Genomic DNA, 21,818 nt, shown 5'->3' with positions numbered 1-21,818 from the left:
ACCTATCCGTAATGCTCTCCAAAATTGTCTTTTACTTTTTGAAGTACTTTTTTAATATCTTGTTCTTTTGACTTTGGAAAGATAAGTAAAACTTCGTCTTTATCCACAATTATATAATCATTCAATCCATCGACTACCACTACCTTATCCGCTTTGGTACGTATCATGTTTCCTGAGGCATCTTCCGTTAAGGTTTTAGCATTAACTACAGCATTATTGTCTTCGTCTTTATCTAATTTATCATACAAACTTCCCCAAGTACCTAAATCATTCCAATCAAATGTTGCTGGAATAACAAAGACGTTGGTTGATGATTCCATAATTGCATAATCTACAGAGATATTTTCTGCTTTTGGATAGTTATCTCTTATAAAATCATCTTCAAACTCGGTATTATACGTTGCCATTCCTGTATTAAACAAATCAAAAAGTTGTGGTTGATTTGTCTGAAAAGCTTTAATAACACTAGTTGCAGACCACATAAATATTCCTGCATTCCACAAAAAGTTTCCTTGTGCTAAAAACTGTTTTGCAGTCTCATAATTAGGTTTTTCTCTAAATTGAACAACCGTACTTATATTATCCTCTGATGCTTTACCACCCTCGATATACCCATAGCCTGTATTTGGAAATGTTGGTTTTATACCTAACGTCATTAAGGCATCGTTTTCTTGACAATACTCAAATGCTTGCTTGACATTAGTCGTAAAGGCTACTTCGTCTTCAATCCAATGGTCACTAGGTGCTACAATCATTATAGCATCAGGGTTTTCTTTTTGTATTTTTAAACTGGCATACAAAATACAAGGAGCAGTATTACGCATTGCTGGTTCTAACACAACTTGACGTTGTGTAACCTCTGGAAGCTGTTCTAAAACTAAATTGTTATATTTTTCGTTAGTTAAAATAAAAATATTCTCTTTAGGAATTAGTTTACTTAATCGACTAAACGTTTTTTGAATTAGTGTATCTCCTGTTCCGAGCATATCATGAAACTGCTTAGGAAACTCCTCTGTACTAACTGGCCAAAACCTAGAGCCTACTCCACCTGCCATTAATATTGCGTAATAATTTTTATTCTGCATGTCTTTATTATTCTATTAAGTTTTACTTAATTATTTAAAATTTCTACCTCAGCATTGGCATTAAACAGATACGTTTTACCTGTTTTTACCTCAACACACTCATGTCTAGTGCGTCTTTTTGCTCCCTTTTTAAACACACGACCATTGTGTATTTTAAAAGTCTGATGTAAAGGTACTTCAAATATAAAGCTTTTATTATTTGGAGCGTCCAATAGCTTTAAAGCTAAGGCGAGTTGCACGTCTGTATCGCTAGACGCTTTTGGATTTATAAAATGTTTTGCAACTACTGGTAAAATTGCTTCTGGAAACACTTGTGGATTAATAAATGGCAACATTAAGTGCTGGAAGGTACGCTTCCACTCTGCTCCATGTGGTTTGATATGTCTTCCAAATTTAGAAAATGCTTCTAAATGAGCAATCTCATGAATTAAGGTTATTAAAAATCGATATTTATTTAAACTGCCATTTACCGTTATTTGATGTTTCCCGTTAGGTAATCTACGGTAATCACCATGCCTTGTTTTTCTTTCTTTTTTTATCATCACTACTAAATGATCGTGCTCCAAAAGTTGTAAAACTCTAGAGACTGACGCTTCCGGAATGTAATGAGATATGGTTTTTTGCATGGCTACAAAAATAATAGTAAAATAATAGTATTAACTGAATTGATTAAAATAAATTTAGGTAGTATTTTATATTACAAATTAACATCCCCTTTTAACTAAAAACATTAATGTTTTGTATCTTTAGATATGAAACCATTATTTTTAATAGCAACCCTATTTATGTCAACAGTCACAGGATTAACAATTGATTTTGGAACAGAAAAAGCGGGAAAGGATTGGCGTATTGTTAACGATGGTGTCATGGGTGGATTATCTACATCCAAATCAATATTATTAGAAGATAGCATTATATTTAGTGGCGAAGTTAGTCTAGAAAACAATGGTGGATTTGCAAGTATGCGAACCTTAATTACAACAGGTGCGTTAAGTAAATGCAAAACAATGACTATGCGATTTAAAAGTAATAGTACAGATCGCACCTTTGGATTATCTCTTAAAAATAGTCAACAATACTACATACCTTATTACAAATATATCTTTACACCAAAAACTACAGATTGGGACACCATTACTGTAGACCTCACAGATTTTAAACATTACAGAATAAGTGAAATTATAGGTAATACAATGCAAAAAAAAGCTTTGGATGACGTCTTTAATATCGCATTAATTATTAGCGATAAAAAAGCTGGAAATTTTAATATTGAAATAGATTACATCAAGTTTGAATAAAACAATAGCCTTTTAATAATAGGTAATTAAGTTTTTAATTATTTTACAAAAAGAAACCGCTTCCAATTTCTTGAAAGCGATTTCCCATCATTAAACAACCTAAAAAAAATTACTTAGGCATCACTACTGCATCTATTGCGTGAATTACTCCATTTGAAGCTGCAACATCTGCCATAATAACTTTAGATGTGTTTCCTTTTTCGTCTGTTAAAATTACATTTTCACCATCTAGAGACGCTATTAGTATCCCTCCATTTACTGTGGTAACTTCAAATGTCCCATCATTAGACTTTATTGCTTCTACTACAGTATTTGCATCAAATTTTCCAGGAACAACATGATATGTAAGTATACCTACCAATGTTTCTTTTCTTTCTGGTGTTAACAAAGTTTCTACCGTACCTTCTGGCAATTTATTAAATGCATCATTGGTTGGAGCAAAAACTGTAAATGGCCCAGCACTATTTAAAGTTTCTACTAATCCAGCAGCTTTAACTGCTGCAACCAAGGTTGTAAAATTATCGTTACTTGCTGCAACACCTACGATGGTTGTGTTATCCTGAATTTTAGGTTTAGATGATTTATCATTTACTGCCATTTCTTTAACTTGTGTTTCAATATTTTTAGGAGCATCTTTACAAGCATTTAATCCAATTAGCCCTACTACAGTAAAAGCCATTAATACATTTTTAGTTTTCATAGTTTTGTTTTTATTATTTACCCAAAGATAAAACCAGACCCTAAATAAAACTATTATTTTTGTTTAAAGTTTAGTTAAATTTATTAAACAAAATGAATTCGGTCTAAAAAAAAACCGAAATTGAATATTCTAATTTCGGTTAATTATTGTTATTGTAATGGATTAAAAACCAAAGCCTAACGAGAACTGCCACACTCTGTTTTTTGGTGATCCATCATCGTAAATATCTCCAAGACCTAAATGGTAACGTACGCCTAAGCTAACATTAGCATCCGATTTAAATCCTACTCCAAAATTTACACCATAGTCAAAGCTATTAGGCTCAAACTCTTGTGATGTATCAAACAAATCAAAGTTAGCATCATAAGTTTCCTTGTGTGAAATAGCATATCCTATTTGTGGTCCAGCCTCCAAGTAAAACGTACTAACAGGATATAATTTTAAGGATAATGGCACATTAATATAATTAAGTTTTTGTGTAAACGTACCACCATTAGTTTCTATTTCATAACCTTGCTGCGAGTACATCACTTCAATTTGAATAGCTGCAAAATTGCTTAAATAGGATTCTCCATATAACCCTACATGAAAACCGCTTCTTTGACCAGTTTCTTCATTACCATCGTACTGTACTGATGCTAAATTATAACCGCCTTTTATTCCTCCATTAGACTTAGACTTTATATCGTCTTGTGCCTTTACTAAAAATAAAGCTCCCAAACTTAGTGCTAGTGTTAAACATAGTTTTTTCATAATTAATAATTTAAGTAAGTGTTAAGTTGTTTAAAAATTATTTTCCTCCATTAGCCTGAAGGTCAGCAATACATTGCGCATCCAATTGTGGTATAGATCCTCCAGAAATCATAGACATTACTCCATTACCACTTTCTGCTTTCCAATACATTAAGCAAGACTCAATATTACAATGCTTTGGATGCTCTAGATCTTCATGATTAGTTTGTAAAGGTGTACCTAAATTGGTTAATCCTAAAATATGTCCAAACTCATGTGTAATGACTGTAGATTCTAATATTGGTGTTGTATTTGTTATTGTGCCAGAAGTTAATTGTTGTATTGTTTCTTGATAAATCACAAATGATGTATTTCTATAAGCAGTACCTAAAACAACTCCTGAATCTGTATTATTAGCAGAAGATCCATCCGCAAAAAAAGCCCACACTGCTATTTGACTATCATTATTATATAATAACCTATTAGAGTCTTCTATAGCTACTATCTCCTGATTTGTATATGGTGTTAGACCAGGAGAATAGATTGCTCGTTTTTGTACCGTAATACCATTTGGCTTAAAGGTTCTGTTTTCCAAAAAAGAAACAAAATTAGATATTGCAGTTTGAGAAGGCTCAAATCCTTCGACATATACCACCTCAACAACTAGACTAGAAAAAGTAGTATCAGATAATAGATCATTGGCAGATGCACCAACACTCAACTTATTTGACTGTGTATTGTTTAATGGGTCATTTTGCGAATCGTCGCTACTACATGACATTAATACCAACAATATTATAATACCTAAATACTTCATCTTTTTAATTTTTTTTTCAATTTTACAAAACAGCTATCTTATTAAAGTAGCTGTTTTGCAAAAGGTTTACATCCATACGATGCACTAATTTATATTTGCGTTAACACTAATGTTAATGCTGCATTTGTCGTGCTTTGCAATGATATGGTCGTGTTGTTAAAACTTGTCACTGCCCAATTTTGATTTAATAAATTAAATGTAACGTTCCCTGTAAAGGTTAAATCTAAAAACACTTCTGTTTGAGAAGCTACCTGATAAGTCCCTTGTACATCTTGCACAGCAACATTAACTGTATTCTCTGCTACCACAGATAAGTCGTTTGCAAAATCTATGGTAAACTCAGCAAAATCTGATGCTGTATCTACACCTGCGTTTATAACAGACTGTACTTGAAACAATCCATCAACCAATATCGTCTCTAAAGCATCAGCATCTTCAGCTGCTTGCTCTTCAACTCCTTGTACATTTAAACAATCCGAAATTGCTGCTTGAAATTCTGCGTCGCTATTAAATGTTACTGCTTGATTACCACTAGCATCGACAGTAGCTGTAATTGGATAATTTATTGCAAATAATTGATCATCACCAAAGTCACTTATATACGCATATAACTGCTGTTCGGTTTCTAATACAACACTACCAGTTTGTTCTAAACTTAAACTATAGGTTAATAAGGTTATTGGAAAATCAATATCCACACAAGTAATTGCCTCGTCTCCTGCTGCTGTTAAAGTTTGACATACATCAATAAAACCGTCATATATTAATTGGTTTTCAACAACCACTTGGGTATAATTACTTAGGGTAATTGTTATTGGAAACTGAAGCTCCACAGTATCTTCATCTGTATTAAATTGTGCCAAAATATCAATCACTTGTTGATAATCTGCCTGATTAACAATAGTAACCTCTGTTCCGTTTACCGTTGCTGTGACTGGCAAAAGTATTGATGAGCATGAGTTACCATCTAAAAAATCATCAAACGATCCATCATACATTGAAGTACGCTCTAAATTACTAGCAGTTTGAGAATTTGAAGTATTAGTATTTGGATTATCTCCACTTTCATTATCAATTTCATCTTGACAAGATGTTAATGTCATTAATGAAGTTAAAAATAAGGCTGTAATAAATTTTAAGTTTTTCATAATTTTAAATGTTTGTAAAGTTAATTTTTCTTTTTGAATTGATATTATTTTCTTTTTGAAAGCTATTTTTTCGCCAATCTATTGGTAAGACAACTGGATTTTATTTTACCCTACCTTAAAATTTCAAATAAGTGATTAATTATATAAATTGAAGCGGTAAAGCTTGTTAACAAGATGATTATTAAAATTGTTTCAATGATGGTTATTAGTTTTTCGGTGTCCATGTTTACTATTTTATATTGTTCTGCCAATAAGACAACACAAAATATTTTTACCCTACTTTTACACAAAAATTATATTTAGCCTAACCTATTTAAAAGCTAAAATTGGTTTATGATTGAGAACACAAACAACCTCTGTGAGGAAAAAAACTTTAGTGATTTTTATGTCAAGCACTTACAATCTGCAAGTAATTTTGCATTTTATAAATGTGGTGATTCTGCAAAAAGCCTAGATTTGGTACAAGATGCATTTTCAAAAATTTGGGAGAATTGTGCTAAAATAAATTTTGATAAGGCTAAGACGTATTTATTTACATCCATTAACAATATGTTTTTAAACACCATAAAACATAATAAAGTGGTTATGGATTATGCTAAAGCTGCACCTTATTTAGATACAGACAATCAAAGTCCAGAATATTTATTAGAAGAAGAAGAATTTAAAACAAAACTGCAAAATGCAATTGCATTATTAACAGATGGACAGCGTGAAGTTTTTTTATTAAATAGAATTGAAGGCAAAAAGTATCGCGAGATTGCTACTTTATTAGACATTTCACAAAAAGCAGTCGAAAAACGCATGTCAATTGCATTAAAAACATTGAAGCAACACATACAGAATATTTAATCAAGTAGGGTAAACACAACATTAGTTGTCTTAATATTGAAGGACGTTTACAATGAAAAAAGAAAAAAACATATTACAATGGTTTAATAACGAGTTATCTAATCAAGAATTAGATGATTTAAAAAAAACCGAAGACTTTAAAACTTTAGAAAAAATAAAGCATTACAGCTCACAACTTGAAGCACCTAAAGTTGATGCACAACAAGCATTACAACAATTTAAACAAAGACAATTAACAAAAACTAAACCTAAGGTTATTGCTTTAAACTTTAAATTATTTTTAAAGATAGCAGCATTGTTAGTTGTTATGCTTGGAGGCTCTTACTTTGTGTTTTTTAATAATACAGATACGTTTAGCACACAGATAGCGGAAAACAAAACCATTACGCTACCTGACAACTCTCAAGTTATTTTAAATGCAAAATCTAAACTGTCTTACAACAAAAAAACGTGGGACAAGCAACGCAACTTAAAATTAGATGGTGAAGCCTATTTTAAAGTAGAAAAAGGTCAAAAATTTACAGTTAACACTACTGCTGGACTAGTGCAAGTATTAGGTACACAATTTAACGTTAAAGAACGTGACAATTATTTTGAAGTGGTTTGCTATGAAGGGTTAGTTAGTGTGACTTACAATAGTAAAACCGTAAAACTACCTAAAGGCAATGGGTTTAAGGTTAATAATGGATCTATTGAACTTATAACAAACAATACGACCACAAAACCTGATTGGATGCAAGCTGAAAGTAGCTTTACAAACATTGCTTTACAAGAGGTCATTGCAGAATTAGAGCGTCAATATAACGTCACCATAAAAGCAACAGCTGTAGATACAACCCAACTGTTTTCTGGTACTTTTACACACAATAATCTAAACACAGCTTTACAATCCATAACCATTCCTTTAAAAATTAGTTTTAAAATTGAAGGACAAACCGTTACATTTTATAATTATGGAGGTTAGACATTGGCTTGTTAGTTTGTATCTATTAATTGTATCTACTGGTTTTAGTCAAAACCAACAGATACCATTGGCTGACTATTTAACAACAATCGAAACCACTTTTAATGTCAAGTTTAGTTATGCTGTAAACGATGTGACTAATATTAATATAACACGACCTAGTGAAACTTTAGACTTAAAAAGTACATTAGACTATCTTAACGCTAATACACTTTTAAATTTTAAAACAATAGATAAGCGCTACATTACAGTTTCGGTGTTAGAAAAAACTATTTCTATTTGCGGAATTGTACTTTCTGATGAAACAAATCAAGGTCTTTTAGGTGCTTCAATTATTGTTAACAACACCTACTTAGGTACCAGTAGTGACAATAATGGTCAATTTAGTTTAAATGACATTCCGCTTCAAGCGACCATAACCATTTCGTATCTAGGATTTAAAGACCAAATTATTACTGCAAGAGCTTTTTTTGATAGTCAACAAGGCTGCAAACCCATTACGCTATTAGTAGATAACCAAATGTTAAGTGAGGTTTTAATTACCAAATATTTAACCACAGGATTACAAAAATTAATAGACGGAAACATCGTGTTAAACACAGAACAATTTGGAATTTTACCAGGTTTAATAGCTCCTGATATTTTACAATCCATTCAAGTACTTCCTGGTGTAGAAAGCGTTAATGAAAGTGTTGCCAATATAAATGTTAGAGGCGGAACCAATGATCAAAACCTAATCCTTTGGGATGGCATTAAAATGTACCATTCTGGACATTTTTTTGGGTTAATATCTGCTTATAATCCAAATTTAACCAACAAAGTTATTGTTACTAAAAACGGAACAAGTAGTCAATATAGCGATGGTGTATCTAGTACCATTAATATGTTTACTAAGGATAAAATTACAAACACTTTTTCTGGAGGAGCTGGTGTTAATTTAATTAGTACAGATGCCTTTTTAGAAATTCCGATATCCAAAAAATTAGCGCTACACATTTCTGGACGACGCTCTATTACAGATGCATTTAGCACACCAACATATGACAATTATTTTGAAAGAAGTTTTCAGGATAGCGACATTAATATTAATCCAAACTTAGACAATAGCACAACGCAATCCGATTTTGTGTTTTATGATTATACTGCAAAAGTCCTATTTGATTTAAACGACAAACATCAATTTAGAGCCAATATTATTGGCATCAATAATAATTTAGATTATACCGAAAGCATTACAGATAGCAACACTACGACGTCCACAAAAAGCAGTAATTTAACGCAAGATAATTTAGGTTATGGCGGAAACTGGAATGCACAATGGAATGATGCATTTAGCACTACTGTGTCAGGTAGTTACTCGCAATACAATGTAGATGCTTCGGATTTGCGCGTGCAAACCAATCAGCGTTTAACACAAGCTAATGAGGTCTCAGAAACTAGCTTACAACTTAAAACAGAATACAACTTTAACACTAACCTATCTTTTATTAATGGCTATCAGTTTAACGAGATTGGTATATTAAACCAAACCACAGTCACTGTTCCAGCCTACTCTAAAACAAAAAAAGACGTCTTATTAAACCATGCTTTTTTTACAGAAGTACAATATCATAAAAACAATACCTACTTAAGACTAGGTGCACGTGCCAATTACTTCCAAAAGTTTGACCAATTACTAATAGAACCTAGATTAAATGTGCGTCAAAAATTATCTAACCAATTTGCTATAAAATTGGAAGGCGAATTTAAAAATCAAACTGCCACGCAAATTGTAGATTTTCAGGATGATTTTTTAGGTGTAGAAAACAGACGTTGGATACTTGCAGACAACCAAAGCATACCAATTTCAAAAAGTAAACAAGCCTCTTTTGGTATAGATTATAAACAACGCAATTTGACTCTAGATTTGACTAGTTTTTATAAAGTAGTCCAAGGTATTACTGCCAGAAATCAAGGCTTTTATAATAACTTTCAATATTTAAACGCTATTGGAAATTACACCTCTAAAGGTGTCGAGTTTTTAGCTAATAAAACAGCAGACCGTTTTAGCACATGGTTAAGTTACACGTATAGCATTAACGACTATCAATTTGACAGTTTTACACCATCTGTATTCCCTAATAATGTGGATATTAGACACTCGGTTTCGTTAGGTTTTAATTATAACGTATTACAAAATTTACAACTCTCAGTAGGTAGTGTTTGGCATTCTGGTCAACCTTACACTAACCCACTTGCCAGTAACCCAACCGTCCAAATCAATAATAATTATTACGTTAATTACGACCAACCAAACAGTCAAAATGTGGATCCATTTTTTAGATTGGACGCGTCTATTAATTATGACTTTAATTTTACTAAGGACTCAAAACTTAGTTTTAGAGCTGGTGTAAAAAATGTAACCAATCACCATAATACCATAAATCGTTATTTTGAAGTCGATCCAGAAGACACCAATAACACCATCCAAATTGATAATAAATCCCTAGGATTAACACCAAACGCTAGTTTGCGTTACAGCTTTTAATAGCTTATCTTTCTTAACATTAAAGGTTTTTAAAAGATCCTTTTTAGATTCAAAATTGATAAGCAACGCCATTTTAAGATGAAACAAACTATTATAATACTTTTTCTAGTATTAGCAATAACCGCTTGCAAGGATAATACTAACCAACCACAATCACCAACCCAAACACCTGTTGACTACCAACAAATTATTACAACCCATTACCAATTATATAAACCAACCCAAAAAGCAAAAGCAGTACTAATCCTTTTTGGCGGTTTTCCGGAACAAGCAGAGAATATTAAAAAAGAATTTAAAATTCTGGAACTCGCTAAAAAAAACAACATTGCTGTCCTGCTATCTAACTACAATCAAAAATTATGGTTAGACACGCAAGACAAACAACAACTAGCCACACGATTACAAAACACCATTACTGCTAACCAATTACCAACAGACGCCATTTATATTGGTGGTTTTTCCAGTGGAGGCGTTGTAAGTTTGCTGCTAAGCGATTTTATAACAGCCTCAAAACAGTATAACATTAATCCAAAAGGTGTCTTTATTGTGGACTCACCTATTGACCTAGAAGCCTTGTACAAAGCGTCTCAAAAAAATCTAGCACGTCAATTTTCTGAGGTGTCCGTAGAAGAAAGCACATGGATACAAAACACATTAACTGAAGCTTTTGGACCACCTGAGACCAATCTGGTTAACTACCAAAACAATAGTGTGTACACCTACAGTAGCAACTACACAAAAAACCTACAACACTTAAAGGATACAAAAATACGACTGTACACAGAGCCTGACACACTATGGTGGAAAACCAACCGAAAGGCAGATTATGACCAAATGAATGCGTATTACATTAAAAAATTAGCCGAACAACTACAAGCACAACAGTTTAAAAACGTGCAATACATACCAACCAAAAATAAAGGTTACCGATCCAATGGAGACAGACATCCACATAGTTGGTCTATCATTGATGTGGAAGATTTGGTAACTTGGATTTTAAACGACTAAATATACGTAGTTGTACGTATAGATTTTCTTGAATATTTCAGCTAACTTCGTGTGCCTTTTAATGAAAAATATCAAACTGTTTTTTGTTGGAGAGAATTATTAATCTTTAGTTTTAAATAAAATGGATATAGTAAAAGACATGGCTATAGACTTCGTCGAAAACCAATATGAATATACAGATAGTCCTCACCAATTCATTGATAAGTTAAAATCTGAACTTTACAGATATAATAATGAATCGGATAAATTACACTTTATTTCGATAATTAGAAATTTTATCCAAAATGACCATGATAAGCATTATAAAGATTGTAAGAATAGAGAGAATTGTAATGAACTCAAAGATTACAATAAATCGTTATTTTTTATTGATGGTATTAGAACAGATTACGGAATAAAATTAAATAAAGATGATATTTTTTCAGAGAATGAAAAGAAAAACTACAATAATAAACTTGATCAAATTCTACACGATTTACAAGAAATGAAACAAGGTCAAGAAATAATATATAACGACTTATTAGAAGAAATTGAAGAATTAAAGAAATTATACTTTCTTGGTAAAAAGAATTGGAAACAATTACTAGCAGGAAAAACAGTTGAAATGGTAGCTGGTGGTATAGTGAGTGAAACAGTTTCAACACAACTTATAAGATTAACAGGAATAGTTACTGGGAACTTACTAAAATAAAAAATAATCCTGATGAAGTGTATTATTATTAATAAGTTCTTCTAATTTATAAAAACTTCAAAAGCATAACTATATCTTTTTATTAACCAAATTGAACAAGAAACACATTCAACACACCAAACCTCATAAAACAAAAAAACGCTTTCAAATAATTGAAAGCGTTTTTTTATATAATAAAGTATTAAGCTTACATGCGCTCTGGCACTGCAACACCTAATAAACTAAATGCATTTTTTATGGTATTTGCTACGGTTTTGGATAACTGTACTCTAAATACAATTTCATTTTGTGTATCTGCACCAAGTATAGATACGTTTTGATAAAAACTATTAAAGGCTTTTACCAAGTCGTAAGTATAATTAGCAATTAACGCAGGACTGTGGTTTGTTGCTGCTTGCTGTATTACCTCTGGAAACAATTGTAATTGCTTGATTAACTCGCGCTCCTTGTCGTCCAAAGTCACTTGGTCTGCACTTAGCGTGATAGCCTCTGTGATATTAGCCTTACGTAGTATAGATTGGATTCTAGCATACGTATATTGTATGAAAGGTCCTGTATTACCCTGAAAATCGATAGACTCTTTTGGATCAAATAAAATACGTTTTTTAGGATCTACTTTTAAAATGTAATATTTTAAAGCACCTAAACCAATGGTTTTATACAGGTCTGCTTTTTCTTGATCTGTATAACCGTCTAGCTTACCTAAATCTTCAGAGATGGTTTGTGCTGTGTCAGCCATTTCGACAATTAAATCGTCAGCATCTACAACTGTACCTTCTCTACTTTTCATTTTTCCAGAAGGTAAATCTACCATTCCGTAACTTAAATGAAACAGGTTTTTAGCCCAATCAAAGCCTAGTTTTTTAATAATTAAAAACAGGACTTGAAAGTGGTATTCTTGCTCATTACCAACAGTATAAACCATACCACCAACATCTGGATAATCCTTAACACGTTGGATAGCTGTCCCAATATCTTGGGTCATGTAAACTGCTGTTCCGTCAGAACGTAATACAATTTTTTCGTCTAATCCATCTGCTGTTAAATCGCACCAAACCGATCCATCTTCTTTTTTAAAGAATACGCCAGATTTTAAACCTTCGGCAACAAACTCTTTTCCTAAAAGGTAGGTTTGACTTTCATAATATAAGTTATCAAAATCTACACCTAGGTTTTTATACGTTTGGTCAAAACCTTTATAAACCCAACCGTTCATGGTTTGCCATAAAGCAACAACATCTTTATCTCCTGCTTCCCATTGTTGTAGCATTTGTTGTGCTGCAACTAAAATAGGTGCTTCTTTTTTAGCGTCGTCTTCGGTTTTACCTTCTGCTATTAACGCAGCAATTTCTTTTTTATATTCTTGGTCAAACTTAACGTAGTAGTTACCTACTAACTTATCGCCTTTTAAACCAGTAGATTCTGGTGTTTCACCATGACCAAAACGTTGCCAAGCTAACATACTTTTACAAATATGTATTCCTCTGTCGTTTATAATTTGTGTTTTGTATACTTTTTTTCCAGACGCCTTTAATATTTCGGCTACACTATATCCTAATAAGTTGTTTCGGATGTGACCAAGGTGTAATGGTTTGTTTGTATTTGGCGAAGAATACTCAACCATTACGGCTTTATTTTCTGCGGAAGCGTCAACAAAACCAAACGTCTCTTGATCCTTAATACTATTAAAATAGTTTATAAAATATGATGCCTGAATCTCTAGATTTAAAAAGCCTTTTACAACGTTAAACCCTTCTACTTCTGCGACATTGTCCACCAAATAATTACCAATAGCCTCACCTATTTGCACAGGATTACCTTTTACAACCCTTAACATAGGAAACACAACTACTGTAATATCTCCTGCAAATTCTTTACGTGTTGCTTGGAATTCTACAGTTTCTAAATCTGCGTTGTAAACGGATTTAAACGCTTGTTTAACGTGTTGCTCTAAGATGTTTTGAAGGCTCATTGATTATATTTTTGAAAGGGCAAATATAGCATTTATTGAGCATAAACTAAGGCTTTTTGTTATCCTTATTAGCTTGGACTATTGGATTAAAAAAGAAAAATACAACTTTAACATAATTGTTATTATATAAGCTAACTAAGTCTAAAAATAATAAAAATACCGTTAGTCTAATTTTTTGGCATTACCACTTAAAAATTATGATATCAGTATTTTAATAACCACTTTTAACCCTAGAAGAAAAATCCCTCCAATTTCTTCTGTAATCAAACTAACTATTAAGTCATTACCCTAATTACAGTTAGATTGCTTTTATGTGCAATTTATCTTACATTTGTTGTAATGCTATATATTTAAATGAAGCGACTGATTGTCCTTTTATGCCTACTTAATTTAGCTTTTGGCTTTTCGCAAGAAGAAGAGCTGGAAAGCTTGACTATTCAATTAGCTTATCAGGATCCTGATATCTCTAAAGTTGATACGTCAGTTAGTATTATTAAATTACTTTTTAAAACCGAAGATTACAGCAAAGCCTTAAAGTTTATTAAGCAAAGTGAAAAACTAGCTAAAGAATTAGATTATAAAAAAGGATTGGCTGAAATTACATACTACAAAGCTAAAATCCATTATCAAGAGGGACAAAACCAAATGGCTATTAGCGAATTTAAAAACGCTAAGACCTTATTTACCACTATTAAAGACACCATTACAGTTGCTAAAATAAATAGTAACCTTGGGTTTATAGAAATTGAAAATGGTAATTACAAAGCTGGTTTAAGCCATGCGTTATCTGCCATACAAGAATTAGAAAAGCGATCGCTTTTTGATGACTTATCTGCCAATTATGAAAGTCTTGCTAATGCCTACCAAAACGCCAATGTAATAGACAAAGCAATTACTTACTACATAAAAAAGATTGAAGTTGACAATAAAACTAATAACACTAAAGGGCTTATTGCTACTAATAAAAAACTTGGAGATATTTATACCTCTAAAAAAAATTACAACCAAGCTATTAGTTATTACGAAAGTGCTTTGGGCTATGCTGGTAATTATGACGAAACCTCTAGAGCAAACATTTTACCTTATTTAGGAAATGCCTATTTAATGGATAAGGATTATAAAACATCTGCAAGATATTTATTAGAATCCATTAACCTGAACAGACGTTTTGATAACCAAGAAGGCGTGTTGATTGCATTAAATAGTTTAGGCGAATTATACTTAAAACAAAACCGTTTAAATACTGCACAAGAGCAATTGTTGGAGGCTTCCAATTTAAGTCGCTTATTAAACAATGATGAGCAATTACTTAAAAACTACAGACTAATGACTACGTTGGACAGTATTAAAGGAGACTTTGATAATGCTTATGTCTGGCAAAGTCAGTATTATAATTTAAAAGAAAAAATAGATGCTGAGAAAAACAAAAAATCAGCAATTATCAATATTGAAACCATAGATACTACAACTACTGAGACGGATAATATTATTTTACCTGTTGCTACCAATGACACTGTTATTAGCAAGAAAAAATATGACAAATTTAAACTTATCTTTTATGCACTACTAGCTGCTTTTGCTGTTGTCCTAACCTTTTTTGTCCTGTTTTATTTAAAACGAAACAATAGATTAAAATATACTAGAGAGCTAGAGGCTAAAAACAAAAAAATAGAGCTGCAAAACGAAGCCATATTAGAACAAAGTAAGCATCTAGAAAACATAAACAAAGTAAAAGACAAGCTGTTTTCTATTGTATCTCACGATTTAAAAGACTCGTTAACCTCTACCAAAGGGTTTATTGACCTTTTAAAAGAAGGCCAGTTGACGCAAGACGAATTTCATAGTTTATTACCAGAATTAAGTGAAAACGCTAATAACGCATCACTACTACTATTTAATCTATTAAATTGGTCTAAGTCGCAAATGCAGTCTTTAGAGCCTAAACCAACCTTATTTGATATACAAGAAGTATTTGCAGAGAAGGTAAAACTTATGGATCAAAAATTTGATGCCAAAGGCGTTAAACTAATTGACAAAACGTTACGTGATTTTGTTTATGCAGATCGAAGCATGATAGAGATTGTAATACAAAACCTATTAGCTAATGCTGTTAAGTTTTGTAACAGAGGAGACCTTATTACTATTACCAATCAAATTAGTAATGGCAAGTCTATTATTAGTATTGAAGATACAGGTGTTGGTATTACTAAAGAAAACCAAAGCAAACTTTTTGGCAACAATACATTTACTACTAGAGGTACTAATAAAGAAAAAGGTACTGGATTGGGACTAACAATATGCAGAGAGTTAGTAGACTTAAACAATGGTAAAATTTGGGTAGAAAGCGAACTAAATATAGGGAGCACTTTTTATATAGAACTCCCTAAAAGTAGAATTGATAATTTAAGTGATACTAAAACTACACCTTTGGTAGAAACACCTCAGCCATCATACAGCGAGCGCTACCACCTCCACAAGTCTCAATAGTCTCTAAACTACTTGATAATATTGGACAATGTGCTTCAATTAATTGTATTTGTGTTGGTGTTAAACTGTCATGGGCAGCTTGACTCATCACTAAATAAAGTTTATCATCCTTACCTTTAACTTGCAACATATTACCAGCAAATTGGTGCATTTGTGCTTCAGTAATTTTAATAACTTTTTTATTGTTTTTCTCTAGATTACTCACCACATTTTTGCGTTCTTTTTTATCATCAATAGTGTCTAAACATATAACAGCAAATGTCTCTGCTAAACACATCATCACGTTAGTATGATAAATAGGCAAACGCTTACCATCAACCGTTTGATTAGCAGTAAAAACTACTGGTGTGTATTCAAAATCTTCGCAAAACTCTATAAATAAATCTTCGTCAGCTCTTGGTGATAATGCGCAATAAGCGATCTCGTTTACACGATCTAACAATAAGCTTCCTGTACCTTCTAAAAATAACCCTTCGTCCTCTGCAGATGTGTAATCTATAATATTATTAATTTTAAAACCTTCTTGTTCTAATCTTAAAAACACATCTTCGCGTCTTTCTCTTCTTCTATTCTCAGCAAACATAGGATACAAAGCAATGTCACCATTTTCATGAAAACTCACCCAGTTGTTTGGAAAAATAGAGTCTGGCGTATCTAAAGACGCCTTATCCTCTACAACAATTACATTTACACCTACTGCTCTAAGTTTATCGACATAAGCATCAAACTCGTCTTGAGCTTTTTTATTTATTTCGGCGTTTTTAAGATCTAAATCCTCCTGAAAATAGTTATTTACTGCTGTTTGTTCATTCATCCTGAAATTTACAGGACGAATCATCAATATTGTATTTGTTGTTTGATGCATAATAAAATTTTTACAAAAGTAAATTAATTTAAAAAGAAAAGCTTTTAAAAAATAAGTAAATTGAAATCTTAAAAATAACACTATGGAATTTGTACAACAGTATTTACAAAGTGAGCGCTTATTAGGATTAAGCGCAGGAATTGTAGGCTTATTATCTATTACAACAGGAGTTATATTTTACATTAATAAACCACAATTTAAAGCCTTTGCTATTACGATGATAATTATTGGATTGATAGAAGCTGGACTATTTATTACTGGTTATTTTTTAGTAAATAACCAAGCTAACGTTAATAAAAAGATAGCACAATTTGAAATAAAGAAAGAAATCTTTTTACAAACGGACAAGATCATGGTGAACAAAAACTTAAAAGCCTTTTTTATTCTTAAACTAATATATGGAATAACTTTTATAACGCTTGCAATTGTACTATCCAAAGTAAATGTTAAACCAATCTACTTTGGAATATTTACAGCGTTAATGATCCATTTAGCAGCAGCAATTGTAATTGATACCTTTGGAGAACGTTATACTAAAATCTATAAGACTAAAATTGAAACTACATTAAAATTATAATGACCTAAAAATTGGTTTTATAAAGGGATTCACCTATTACATAATCCCAAATCATAAGAATGTAATAAAAGCACAAAAACATCGATATCTAACACAAATCAATTAAAGACTATTAATAATTTAGATTAAATGTTAAAAACATACGATTAAATCATAAAAAAATTTGTTTTATAATCAAAAATATCTTTTCTTAGTGGTATAATAATAGCGTTCCCTTTACACCTAACTGATTAATAGCAACTATGAGATTTTCCCTTATTCTCTTGTTTGTGCTTACCCTAAGTACATTACAAGCTCAACAAAACAACGTTGAAATAGCAAATACTGCCGACTATCTACAAGTCACTAGATATAGATTACAACCTAAAGATTTAAATTTAGACCATGTTATTAACACTGATAAAGTCTATATAAAAGTATATTATAATGAAACCGCAAGTATAGTGGATGATTATAACTTTTTTAAACCTAAAAAAAACGAAATCTTATTTTTTTATGGAACTAATGCTGAGAACCAAGAATCAGAAATGTTTTTTAAAGTTCATGACAGCTTAAAAGATGTCTATAAAAAGAAAGATTTTAATCAATTAATGCAAGTCATTAAGGTTTTAGAATACAATGTCTTTTCTGAAGATAAGTTTTCAAGTGCTGAAGCCTATGCTGCATTAGAACGTGTGTAATACAAGTATTATATTTAAAAAAATGGCTGACTTTTAATTAAGTCAGCCATTTTTCTATGGAGTAGAATTAGAAACTTGTAATAGTTTTCCGTTGTATAATGTATGTCCTGTCAATGCAAAATCAGCCATATATTCAGCCATTTGTTTAGCTGTTGTTTGTGCTTGATAACCAGGAAACGCTTCTTCTAACATTTCTGTTTGTACAGCACCTAAGGCCAAAACATTAAATGATGGTCCAGTTTCTTTGAACTCCTCAGCCAATAGCTCAGTAAGTGTAATAACAGCACCTTTGCTAGAACTGTAAGCAGATAGTCCTGCAAACTTCATACTACCTTGTACGCCTCCCATTGAGCTTACAGTAACCACATGACTGTCCTTTTGCATGAATGGTAAAACCGTTCTTGTCATTTGAGCAACACCAAATACATTTGTTTTATAAACTTGTTCAAACTCTTGCATGGTAGTATCTGCAAAAGGTTTATTTAATAAAGCTCCTGCGTTATTAATTAAAACATCAACTTGTTTCCAATTATCAGCAATAAAGGATTCTACTTTTTTATAATCTTCAGTGTTACCTAAATCAAACGAGAAAGATGTGATATTATCAAAATGAAGGTTATTTACAGGTTGTGCATTTCTAGACAACGCTAAAACGTTATGACCTTGATTAGCAAAAATATGCACTAACTCAAAACCAATACCACGACTAGTTCCTGTTATAATAATATTTTTAATTTTCATTTAATGTAATTTCTTTTGTTGGTGTATTACTCATCTTTTCAATTCCTGGAATAATACTATTAATTAATTGTACCATATGGTTATAATCTAACTTATCTGCTTCATCATCTACATGGTGATAATAGTCGTAATTAGATAAATCACATGAAGAAATGGTATGACAAGGTAAGTTAAACGCTTTGTAAAAAGCATAATTATCTGACTGCCTAAATAAGTTATATTTTGCTGCAACCTCTGAGTATCCAACAACTTTAGTTCCAGAATAATCATTAATTTTTCGAGCTATATTAGACTTATCAAAACCTGTTACAAATGCAATGTAATCCCTATCTTTAAAAGGAACACCAATCATTTCTAGATTAATCATTGTATACATGTTAAAATTGTCTTGCTTTAATCGTTTAGCTAAATGATCTGAACCTAGCAATCCTTTTTCTTCCGCAGAAAAAGTTACAAAAAGCAAGCTTCTTTTATTAGTTTTTTTGGTTCCAAAATATTTTGCTAATGCTAAAACACCACTTGTACCTGCAGCATTATCATTTGCTCCATTAGCTATACTGTCATTTGCAACAGTTTTACTTTGACCTATATGATCATAATGCGCACCAATAACAATAAATTCATTTTTTAGAGTAGCGTCATTCCCTTCCAAATACCCAACAACATTATAAGCATCCAACTCGCCTACTTTAAAATTATCACGATAGGTATCAAAATAAGGTTTGATACCAAAATCTTTAAACTTTGACTCGACATAATTGGCTGCTTCACCAATACCTTCTGTTCCTGTATTTCTTCCTTTTAGGTCATCTGAGGCTAGAAAGGTGACAATGTCTTTAATCTCTTGACTAGTTACGGTATAGTCCTTTGGGTCTAATGTTGTTTCTACTTTTGTTTTACAAGCATTAACCATAATAGCTAATACGCATGCCAATATTATTTTTTTCATATCTTATTTGATTTGAGTTTAAAGATAAAAAAATCCCAAATCAAATATATTGAAATGGGATTTTATATAATTTAATTTTCTGCTAACGCAAAATCTTATACTAACATAGTTACTGGATTTTCAATATATCCTTTTAACGTTTGAAGGAATTGAGCTCCTGTTGCTCCATCTACTGTTCTGTGGTCACAAGCCAATGTTAACTTCATAGTATTTCCTGGTACAACTTGACCATTTTTTACTACTGGTTTTTGAACTATTGCTCCAACTGAAAGTATTGCAGAGTTAGGTTGATTAATGATAGATGTAAAACTCTCTATACCAAACATCCCTAAATTAGAAATAGTAAAAGTACTGCCTTCCATCTCGTCTAATGATAGTTTTTTATTTCTAGCACGTCCTGCAAAATCTTTAACTGCTGCACCAATTTGTGGTAAAGACTGCTCATTTGCAAACTTAACAACTGGCACCAATAATCCATCTTCTACAGCAACTGCTACACCAATATGAACGTGATTATTTAATCTCATTTTATCGTCAAACCATTGCGAGTTAACTTGTGGATGCTGACGTAAAGCTAAAGCACATGCTTTAACAATCATATCATTAAATGAAATTTTTACGTCTGGAATAGAATTATACTGAGCTCTAAACGCCATAGCATTATCCATATCAAACTCTACATTTAAGTAGTAATGTGGCGCAGAAAACTTAGATTTAGCTAAGTTTTTAGCAATAGCTTTACGCATTTGAGAATTTGGTTTTTCATCAAAATCTTCTTGTCCTGATGCTACAAATTTAGCAACTGGTGCAGATGATTGTGCTGCTGCAGCTGGTGTAAAGTTTTCGATATCACGTTTAACGATACGTCCATTTTCTCCAGACCCTTTTACAAGAGATAAAGTAATCCCTTTCTCTTCAGCCATTTTTTTAGCTAAAGGCGATACAAATATACGACCTGTAGACGTATTAGATGTTTCAACTTGAGCAGTTGTTGCTGGTTTATTATCTTGTTTAGCCTCTTGCTTAGGTGCATCCTTTTTAGGTGCCTCTTTTGGCTTATCGTCTGTTTTGGTATCGCTACCTACTACTTTAAAGTTTTTAGCTATACCAGAAACATCAGTACCTTCAGGTCCAATAATTGCTAATAATGCATCTACTTTTGCTGAGTCTCCTTCTTCTAATCCAATATACAATAATGTACCAGATTGGAATGATTCAAACTCCATTGTTGCTTTGTCAGTTTCGATTTCTGCAAGGATATCTCCTTCTTCCACTACATCGCCAACTTTTTTTAACCAAGTCGCTACAGTACCTTCTTCCATGGTATCACTTAACCTTGGCATGGTCACCACTGTAACACCTTCTGGAATAGCTTGTTCTTCTGAAGCAGCCTCCTCGTTATTAGAAGCTGTTTCTTCTGATTTATCTTCAGTAGCATCTTGAGTTGCTTCTTCTTGACTTCCATTTAGCAATCCAGAAATATCTTCTCCTTCTTCACCAATAATAGCTAAAAGTTGATCAACTTTAGTTGTTTCGCCTTCATGTACACCAATATGTAATAAGGTTCCTTCATGAAAAGATTCAAACTCCATCGTTGCCTTATCGGTTTCGATTTCAGCTAAAATATCTCCTTCTTCTATTTTATCTCCTACTTTTTTTAACCAAGCAGCGACAGTCCCTTCTTCCATGGTGTCACTTAAACGTGGCATGTTTATAATTTCTGCCATA

General features: G+C 32.0%; 20 protein-coding genes. 9 read left to right on the top strand and 11 right to left on the bottom strand.

What is annotated here, in order from left to right; genetic code table 11:
- Positions 1-2: 2 nt before the first annotated feature.
- Positions 3-1,085, bottom strand: coding sequence for a mannose-1-phosphate guanylyltransferase (locus tag M890_RS0112300; RefSeq protein WP_028283823.1), 1,083 nt, complete (start codon positions 1,083-1,085; stop codon positions 3-5).
- Between the two features lie 26 nt (positions 1,086-1,111).
- The gene (locus M890_RS0112295) at positions 1,112-1,711 is read right to left on the bottom strand and encodes a SprT-like domain-containing protein (RefSeq protein WP_028283822.1); all 600 of its coding nucleotides are present in this window, start codon (positions 1,709-1,711) and stop codon (positions 1,112-1,114) included.
- A gap of 126 nt (positions 1,712-1,837) precedes the next feature.
- Between M890_RS0112295 and M890_RS16140 the strand changes: the two genes are divergently transcribed.
- Positions 1,838-2,383, top strand: coding sequence for a CIA30 family protein (locus tag M890_RS16140; protein WP_051437525.1), 546 nt, complete (start codon positions 1,838-1,840; stop codon positions 2,381-2,383).
- Between the two features lie 109 nt (positions 2,384-2,492).
- On the opposite strand, the gene M890_RS0112285 is transcribed toward M890_RS16140, so the two are convergent.
- The 4 genes from M890_RS0112285 to M890_RS0112270 form a co-directional block, all read right to left on the bottom strand.
- On the bottom strand, positions 2,493-3,083 hold the full coding sequence (locus M890_RS0112285) for a fasciclin domain-containing protein (RefSeq protein ID WP_028283821.1): 591 nt from the start codon (positions 3,081-3,083) through the stop codon (positions 2,493-2,495).
- Between the two features lie 162 nt (positions 3,084-3,245).
- Complete coding sequence (locus M890_RS0112280) at positions 3,246-3,836, bottom strand: porin family protein (RefSeq protein WP_028283820.1); 591 nt, start codon at positions 3,834-3,836, stop codon at positions 3,246-3,248.
- A gap of 37 nt (positions 3,837-3,873) precedes the next feature.
- Positions 3,874-4,632 (bottom strand): hypothetical protein, encoded by a 759-nt coding sequence (locus M890_RS0112275; protein WP_036597555.1) that lies wholly within the window; start codon positions 4,630-4,632, stop codon positions 3,874-3,876.
- Positions 4,633-4,721: 89 nt separating this feature from the next.
- The gene (locus M890_RS0112270; protein WP_028283818.1) at positions 4,722-5,780 is read right to left on the bottom strand and encodes a hypothetical protein; all 1,059 of its coding nucleotides are present in this window, start codon (positions 5,778-5,780) and stop codon (positions 4,722-4,724) included.
- A 333-nt stretch (positions 5,781-6,113) separates the two neighbouring features.
- Between M890_RS0112270 and M890_RS0112265 the strand changes: the two genes are divergently transcribed.
- The 5 genes from M890_RS0112265 (at position 6,114) to M890_RS0112245 (ending at position 11,819) form a co-directional block, all read left to right on the top strand.
- Positions 6,114-6,629: an RNA polymerase sigma factor gene (locus M890_RS0112265; protein ID WP_028283817.1), complete on the top strand. Its 516-nt coding sequence runs from the start codon at positions 6,114-6,116 to the stop codon at positions 6,627-6,629.
- Between the two features lie 52 nt (positions 6,630-6,681).
- On the top strand, positions 6,682-7,593 hold the full coding sequence (locus tag M890_RS0112260; RefSeq protein ID WP_028283816.1) for a FecR family protein: 912 nt from the start codon (positions 6,682-6,684) through the stop codon (positions 7,591-7,593).
- Positions 7,553-10,120 (top strand): TonB-dependent receptor plug domain-containing protein, encoded by a 2,568-nt coding sequence (locus tag M890_RS0112255; protein WP_316929351.1) that lies wholly within the window; start codon positions 7,553-7,555, stop codon positions 10,118-10,120. The genes M890_RS0112260 and M890_RS0112255 overlap by 41 nt, the downstream gene beginning before the upstream one ends.
- Before the next feature lie 78 nt (positions 10,121-10,198).
- Positions 10,199-11,128 (top strand): hypothetical protein, encoded by a 930-nt coding sequence (locus tag M890_RS16135; RefSeq protein ID WP_051437524.1) that lies wholly within the window; start codon positions 10,199-10,201, stop codon positions 11,126-11,128.
- 139 nt (positions 11,129-11,267) lie between these two features.
- Positions 11,268-11,819 (top strand): hypothetical protein, encoded by a 552-nt coding sequence (locus M890_RS0112245; protein WP_157243288.1) that lies wholly within the window; start codon positions 11,268-11,270, stop codon positions 11,817-11,819.
- A 187-nt stretch (positions 11,820-12,006) separates the two neighbouring features.
- On the opposite strand, the gene argS is transcribed toward M890_RS0112245, so the two are convergent.
- Positions 12,007-13,791, bottom strand: coding sequence for an arginine--tRNA ligase (argS, locus tag M890_RS0112240; RefSeq protein ID WP_028283813.1), 1,785 nt, complete (start codon positions 13,789-13,791; stop codon positions 12,007-12,009).
- A gap of 354 nt (positions 13,792-14,145) precedes the next feature.
- On the opposite strand from argS, the gene M890_RS16130 reads away from it, so the two are divergent.
- The gene (locus tag M890_RS16130; RefSeq protein WP_084553673.1) at positions 14,146-16,278 is read left to right on the top strand and encodes a tetratricopeptide repeat-containing sensor histidine kinase; all 2,133 of its coding nucleotides are present in this window, start codon (positions 14,146-14,148) and stop codon (positions 16,276-16,278) included.
- Here the strand turns inward: M890_RS16130 and ctlX are convergent.
- Positions 16,211-17,143 (bottom strand): citrulline utilization hydrolase CtlX, encoded by a 933-nt coding sequence (gene ctlX, locus M890_RS0112230; RefSeq protein WP_028283812.1) that lies wholly within the window; start codon positions 17,141-17,143, stop codon positions 16,211-16,213. The two genes, M890_RS16130 and ctlX, sit on opposite strands and share 68 nt — an antisense overlap.
- 82 nt (positions 17,144-17,225) lie before the next feature.
- Between ctlX and M890_RS0112225 the strand changes: the two genes are divergently transcribed.
- Both M890_RS0112225 and M890_RS0112220 read left to right on the top strand, forming a co-directional pair.
- The gene (locus M890_RS0112225; RefSeq protein WP_028283811.1) at positions 17,226-17,720 is read left to right on the top strand and encodes a hypothetical protein; all 495 of its coding nucleotides are present in this window, start codon (positions 17,226-17,228) and stop codon (positions 17,718-17,720) included.
- A gap of 242 nt (positions 17,721-17,962) precedes the next feature.
- Positions 17,963-18,400, top strand: coding sequence for a hypothetical protein (locus tag M890_RS0112220; RefSeq protein WP_143404048.1), 438 nt, complete (start codon positions 17,963-17,965; stop codon positions 18,398-18,400).
- A gap of 54 nt (positions 18,401-18,454) precedes the next feature.
- Here the strand turns inward: M890_RS0112220 and M890_RS0112215 are convergent, their stop codons facing one another.
- The 3 genes from M890_RS0112215 to M890_RS0112205 form a co-directional block, all read right to left on the bottom strand.
- Positions 18,455-19,141 (bottom strand): SDR family NAD(P)-dependent oxidoreductase, encoded by a 687-nt coding sequence (locus M890_RS0112215; RefSeq protein WP_036597552.1) that lies wholly within the window; start codon positions 19,139-19,141, stop codon positions 18,455-18,457.
- Entirely contained in the window at positions 19,131-20,090 is a 960-nt protein-coding gene (locus tag M890_RS0112210) for a M28 family peptidase (RefSeq protein ID WP_028283808.1), read from the bottom strand. The genes M890_RS0112215 and M890_RS0112210 overlap by 11 nt, the downstream gene beginning before the upstream one ends.
- Before the next feature lie 95 nt (positions 20,091-20,185).
- On the bottom strand, positions 20,186-21,817 hold the full coding sequence (locus M890_RS0112205; protein WP_028283807.1) for a pyruvate dehydrogenase complex dihydrolipoamide acetyltransferase: 1,632 nt from the start codon (positions 21,815-21,817) through the stop codon (positions 20,186-20,188).
- Position 21,818 lies beyond the last annotated feature (1 nt).

This window comes from Olleya marilimosa CAM030, from assembly GCF_000518485.1.
Lineage (GTDB): Bacteria > Bacteroidota > Bacteroidia > Flavobacteriales > Flavobacteriaceae > Olleya > Olleya marilimosa.
This window is presented reverse-complemented; position numbering and strand designations above follow the sequence as displayed.

Coding starts and splice junctions, on each gene's coding strand:
- M890_RS16135 (WP_051437524.1), top strand. CDS start 10,199: ATGAAACAAACTATTATAATACTTTTTCTAGTATTAGCAATAACCGCT.
- M890_RS0112220 (WP_143404048.1), top strand. CDS start 17,963: ATGAGATTTTCCCTTATTCTCTTGTTTGTGCTTACCCTAAGTACATTA.
- M890_RS0112215 (WP_036597552.1), bottom strand. CDS start 19,141: ATGAAAATTAAAAATATTATTATAACAGGAACTAGTCGTGGTATTGGT.
- M890_RS0112265 (WP_028283817.1), top strand. CDS start 6,114: ATGATTGAGAACACAAACAACCTCTGTGAGGAAAAAAACTTTAGTGAT.
- M890_RS0112295 (WP_028283822.1), bottom strand. CDS start 1,711: ATGCAAAAAACCATATCTCATTACATTCCGGAAGCGTCAGTCTCTAGA.
- M890_RS0112205 (WP_028283807.1), bottom strand. CDS start 21,817: ATGGCAGAAATTATAAACATGCCACGTTTAAGTGACACCATGGAAGAA.
- M890_RS0112275 (WP_036597555.1), bottom strand. CDS start 4,632: ATGAAGTATTTAGGTATTATAATATTGTTGGTATTAATGTCATGTAGT.
- M890_RS0112245 (WP_157243288.1), top strand. CDS start 11,268: ATGGCTATAGACTTCGTCGAAAACCAATATGAATATACAGATAGTCCT.
- M890_RS0112300 (WP_028283823.1), bottom strand. CDS start 1,085: ATGCAGAATAAAAATTATTACGCAATATTAATGGCAGGTGGAGTAGGC.
- M890_RS0112270 (WP_028283818.1), bottom strand. CDS start 5,780: ATGAAAAACTTAAAATTTATTACAGCCTTATTTTTAACTTCATTAATG.
- M890_RS0112225 (WP_028283811.1), top strand. CDS start 17,226: ATGGAATTTGTACAACAGTATTTACAAAGTGAGCGCTTATTAGGATTA.
- argS (WP_028283813.1), bottom strand. CDS start 13,791: ATGAGCCTTCAAAACATCTTAGAGCAACACGTTAAACAAGCGTTTAAA.
- M890_RS0112280 (WP_028283820.1), bottom strand. CDS start 3,836: ATGAAAAAACTATGTTTAACACTAGCACTAAGTTTGGGAGCTTTATTT.
- M890_RS16130 (WP_084553673.1), top strand. CDS start 14,146: ATGAAGCGACTGATTGTCCTTTTATGCCTACTTAATTTAGCTTTTGGC.
- M890_RS16140 (WP_051437525.1), top strand. CDS start 1,838: ATGAAACCATTATTTTTAATAGCAACCCTATTTATGTCAACAGTCACA.
- M890_RS0112285 (WP_028283821.1), bottom strand. CDS start 3,083: ATGAAAACTAAAAATGTATTAATGGCTTTTACTGTAGTAGGGCTAATT.
- M890_RS0112210 (WP_028283808.1), bottom strand. CDS start 20,090: ATGAAAAAAATAATATTGGCATGCGTATTAGCTATTATGGTTAATGCT.
- M890_RS0112260 (WP_028283816.1), top strand. CDS start 6,682: ATGAAAAAAGAAAAAAACATATTACAATGGTTTAATAACGAGTTATCT.
- ctlX (WP_028283812.1), bottom strand. CDS start 17,143: ATGCATCAAACAACAAATACAATATTGATGATTCGTCCTGTAAATTTC.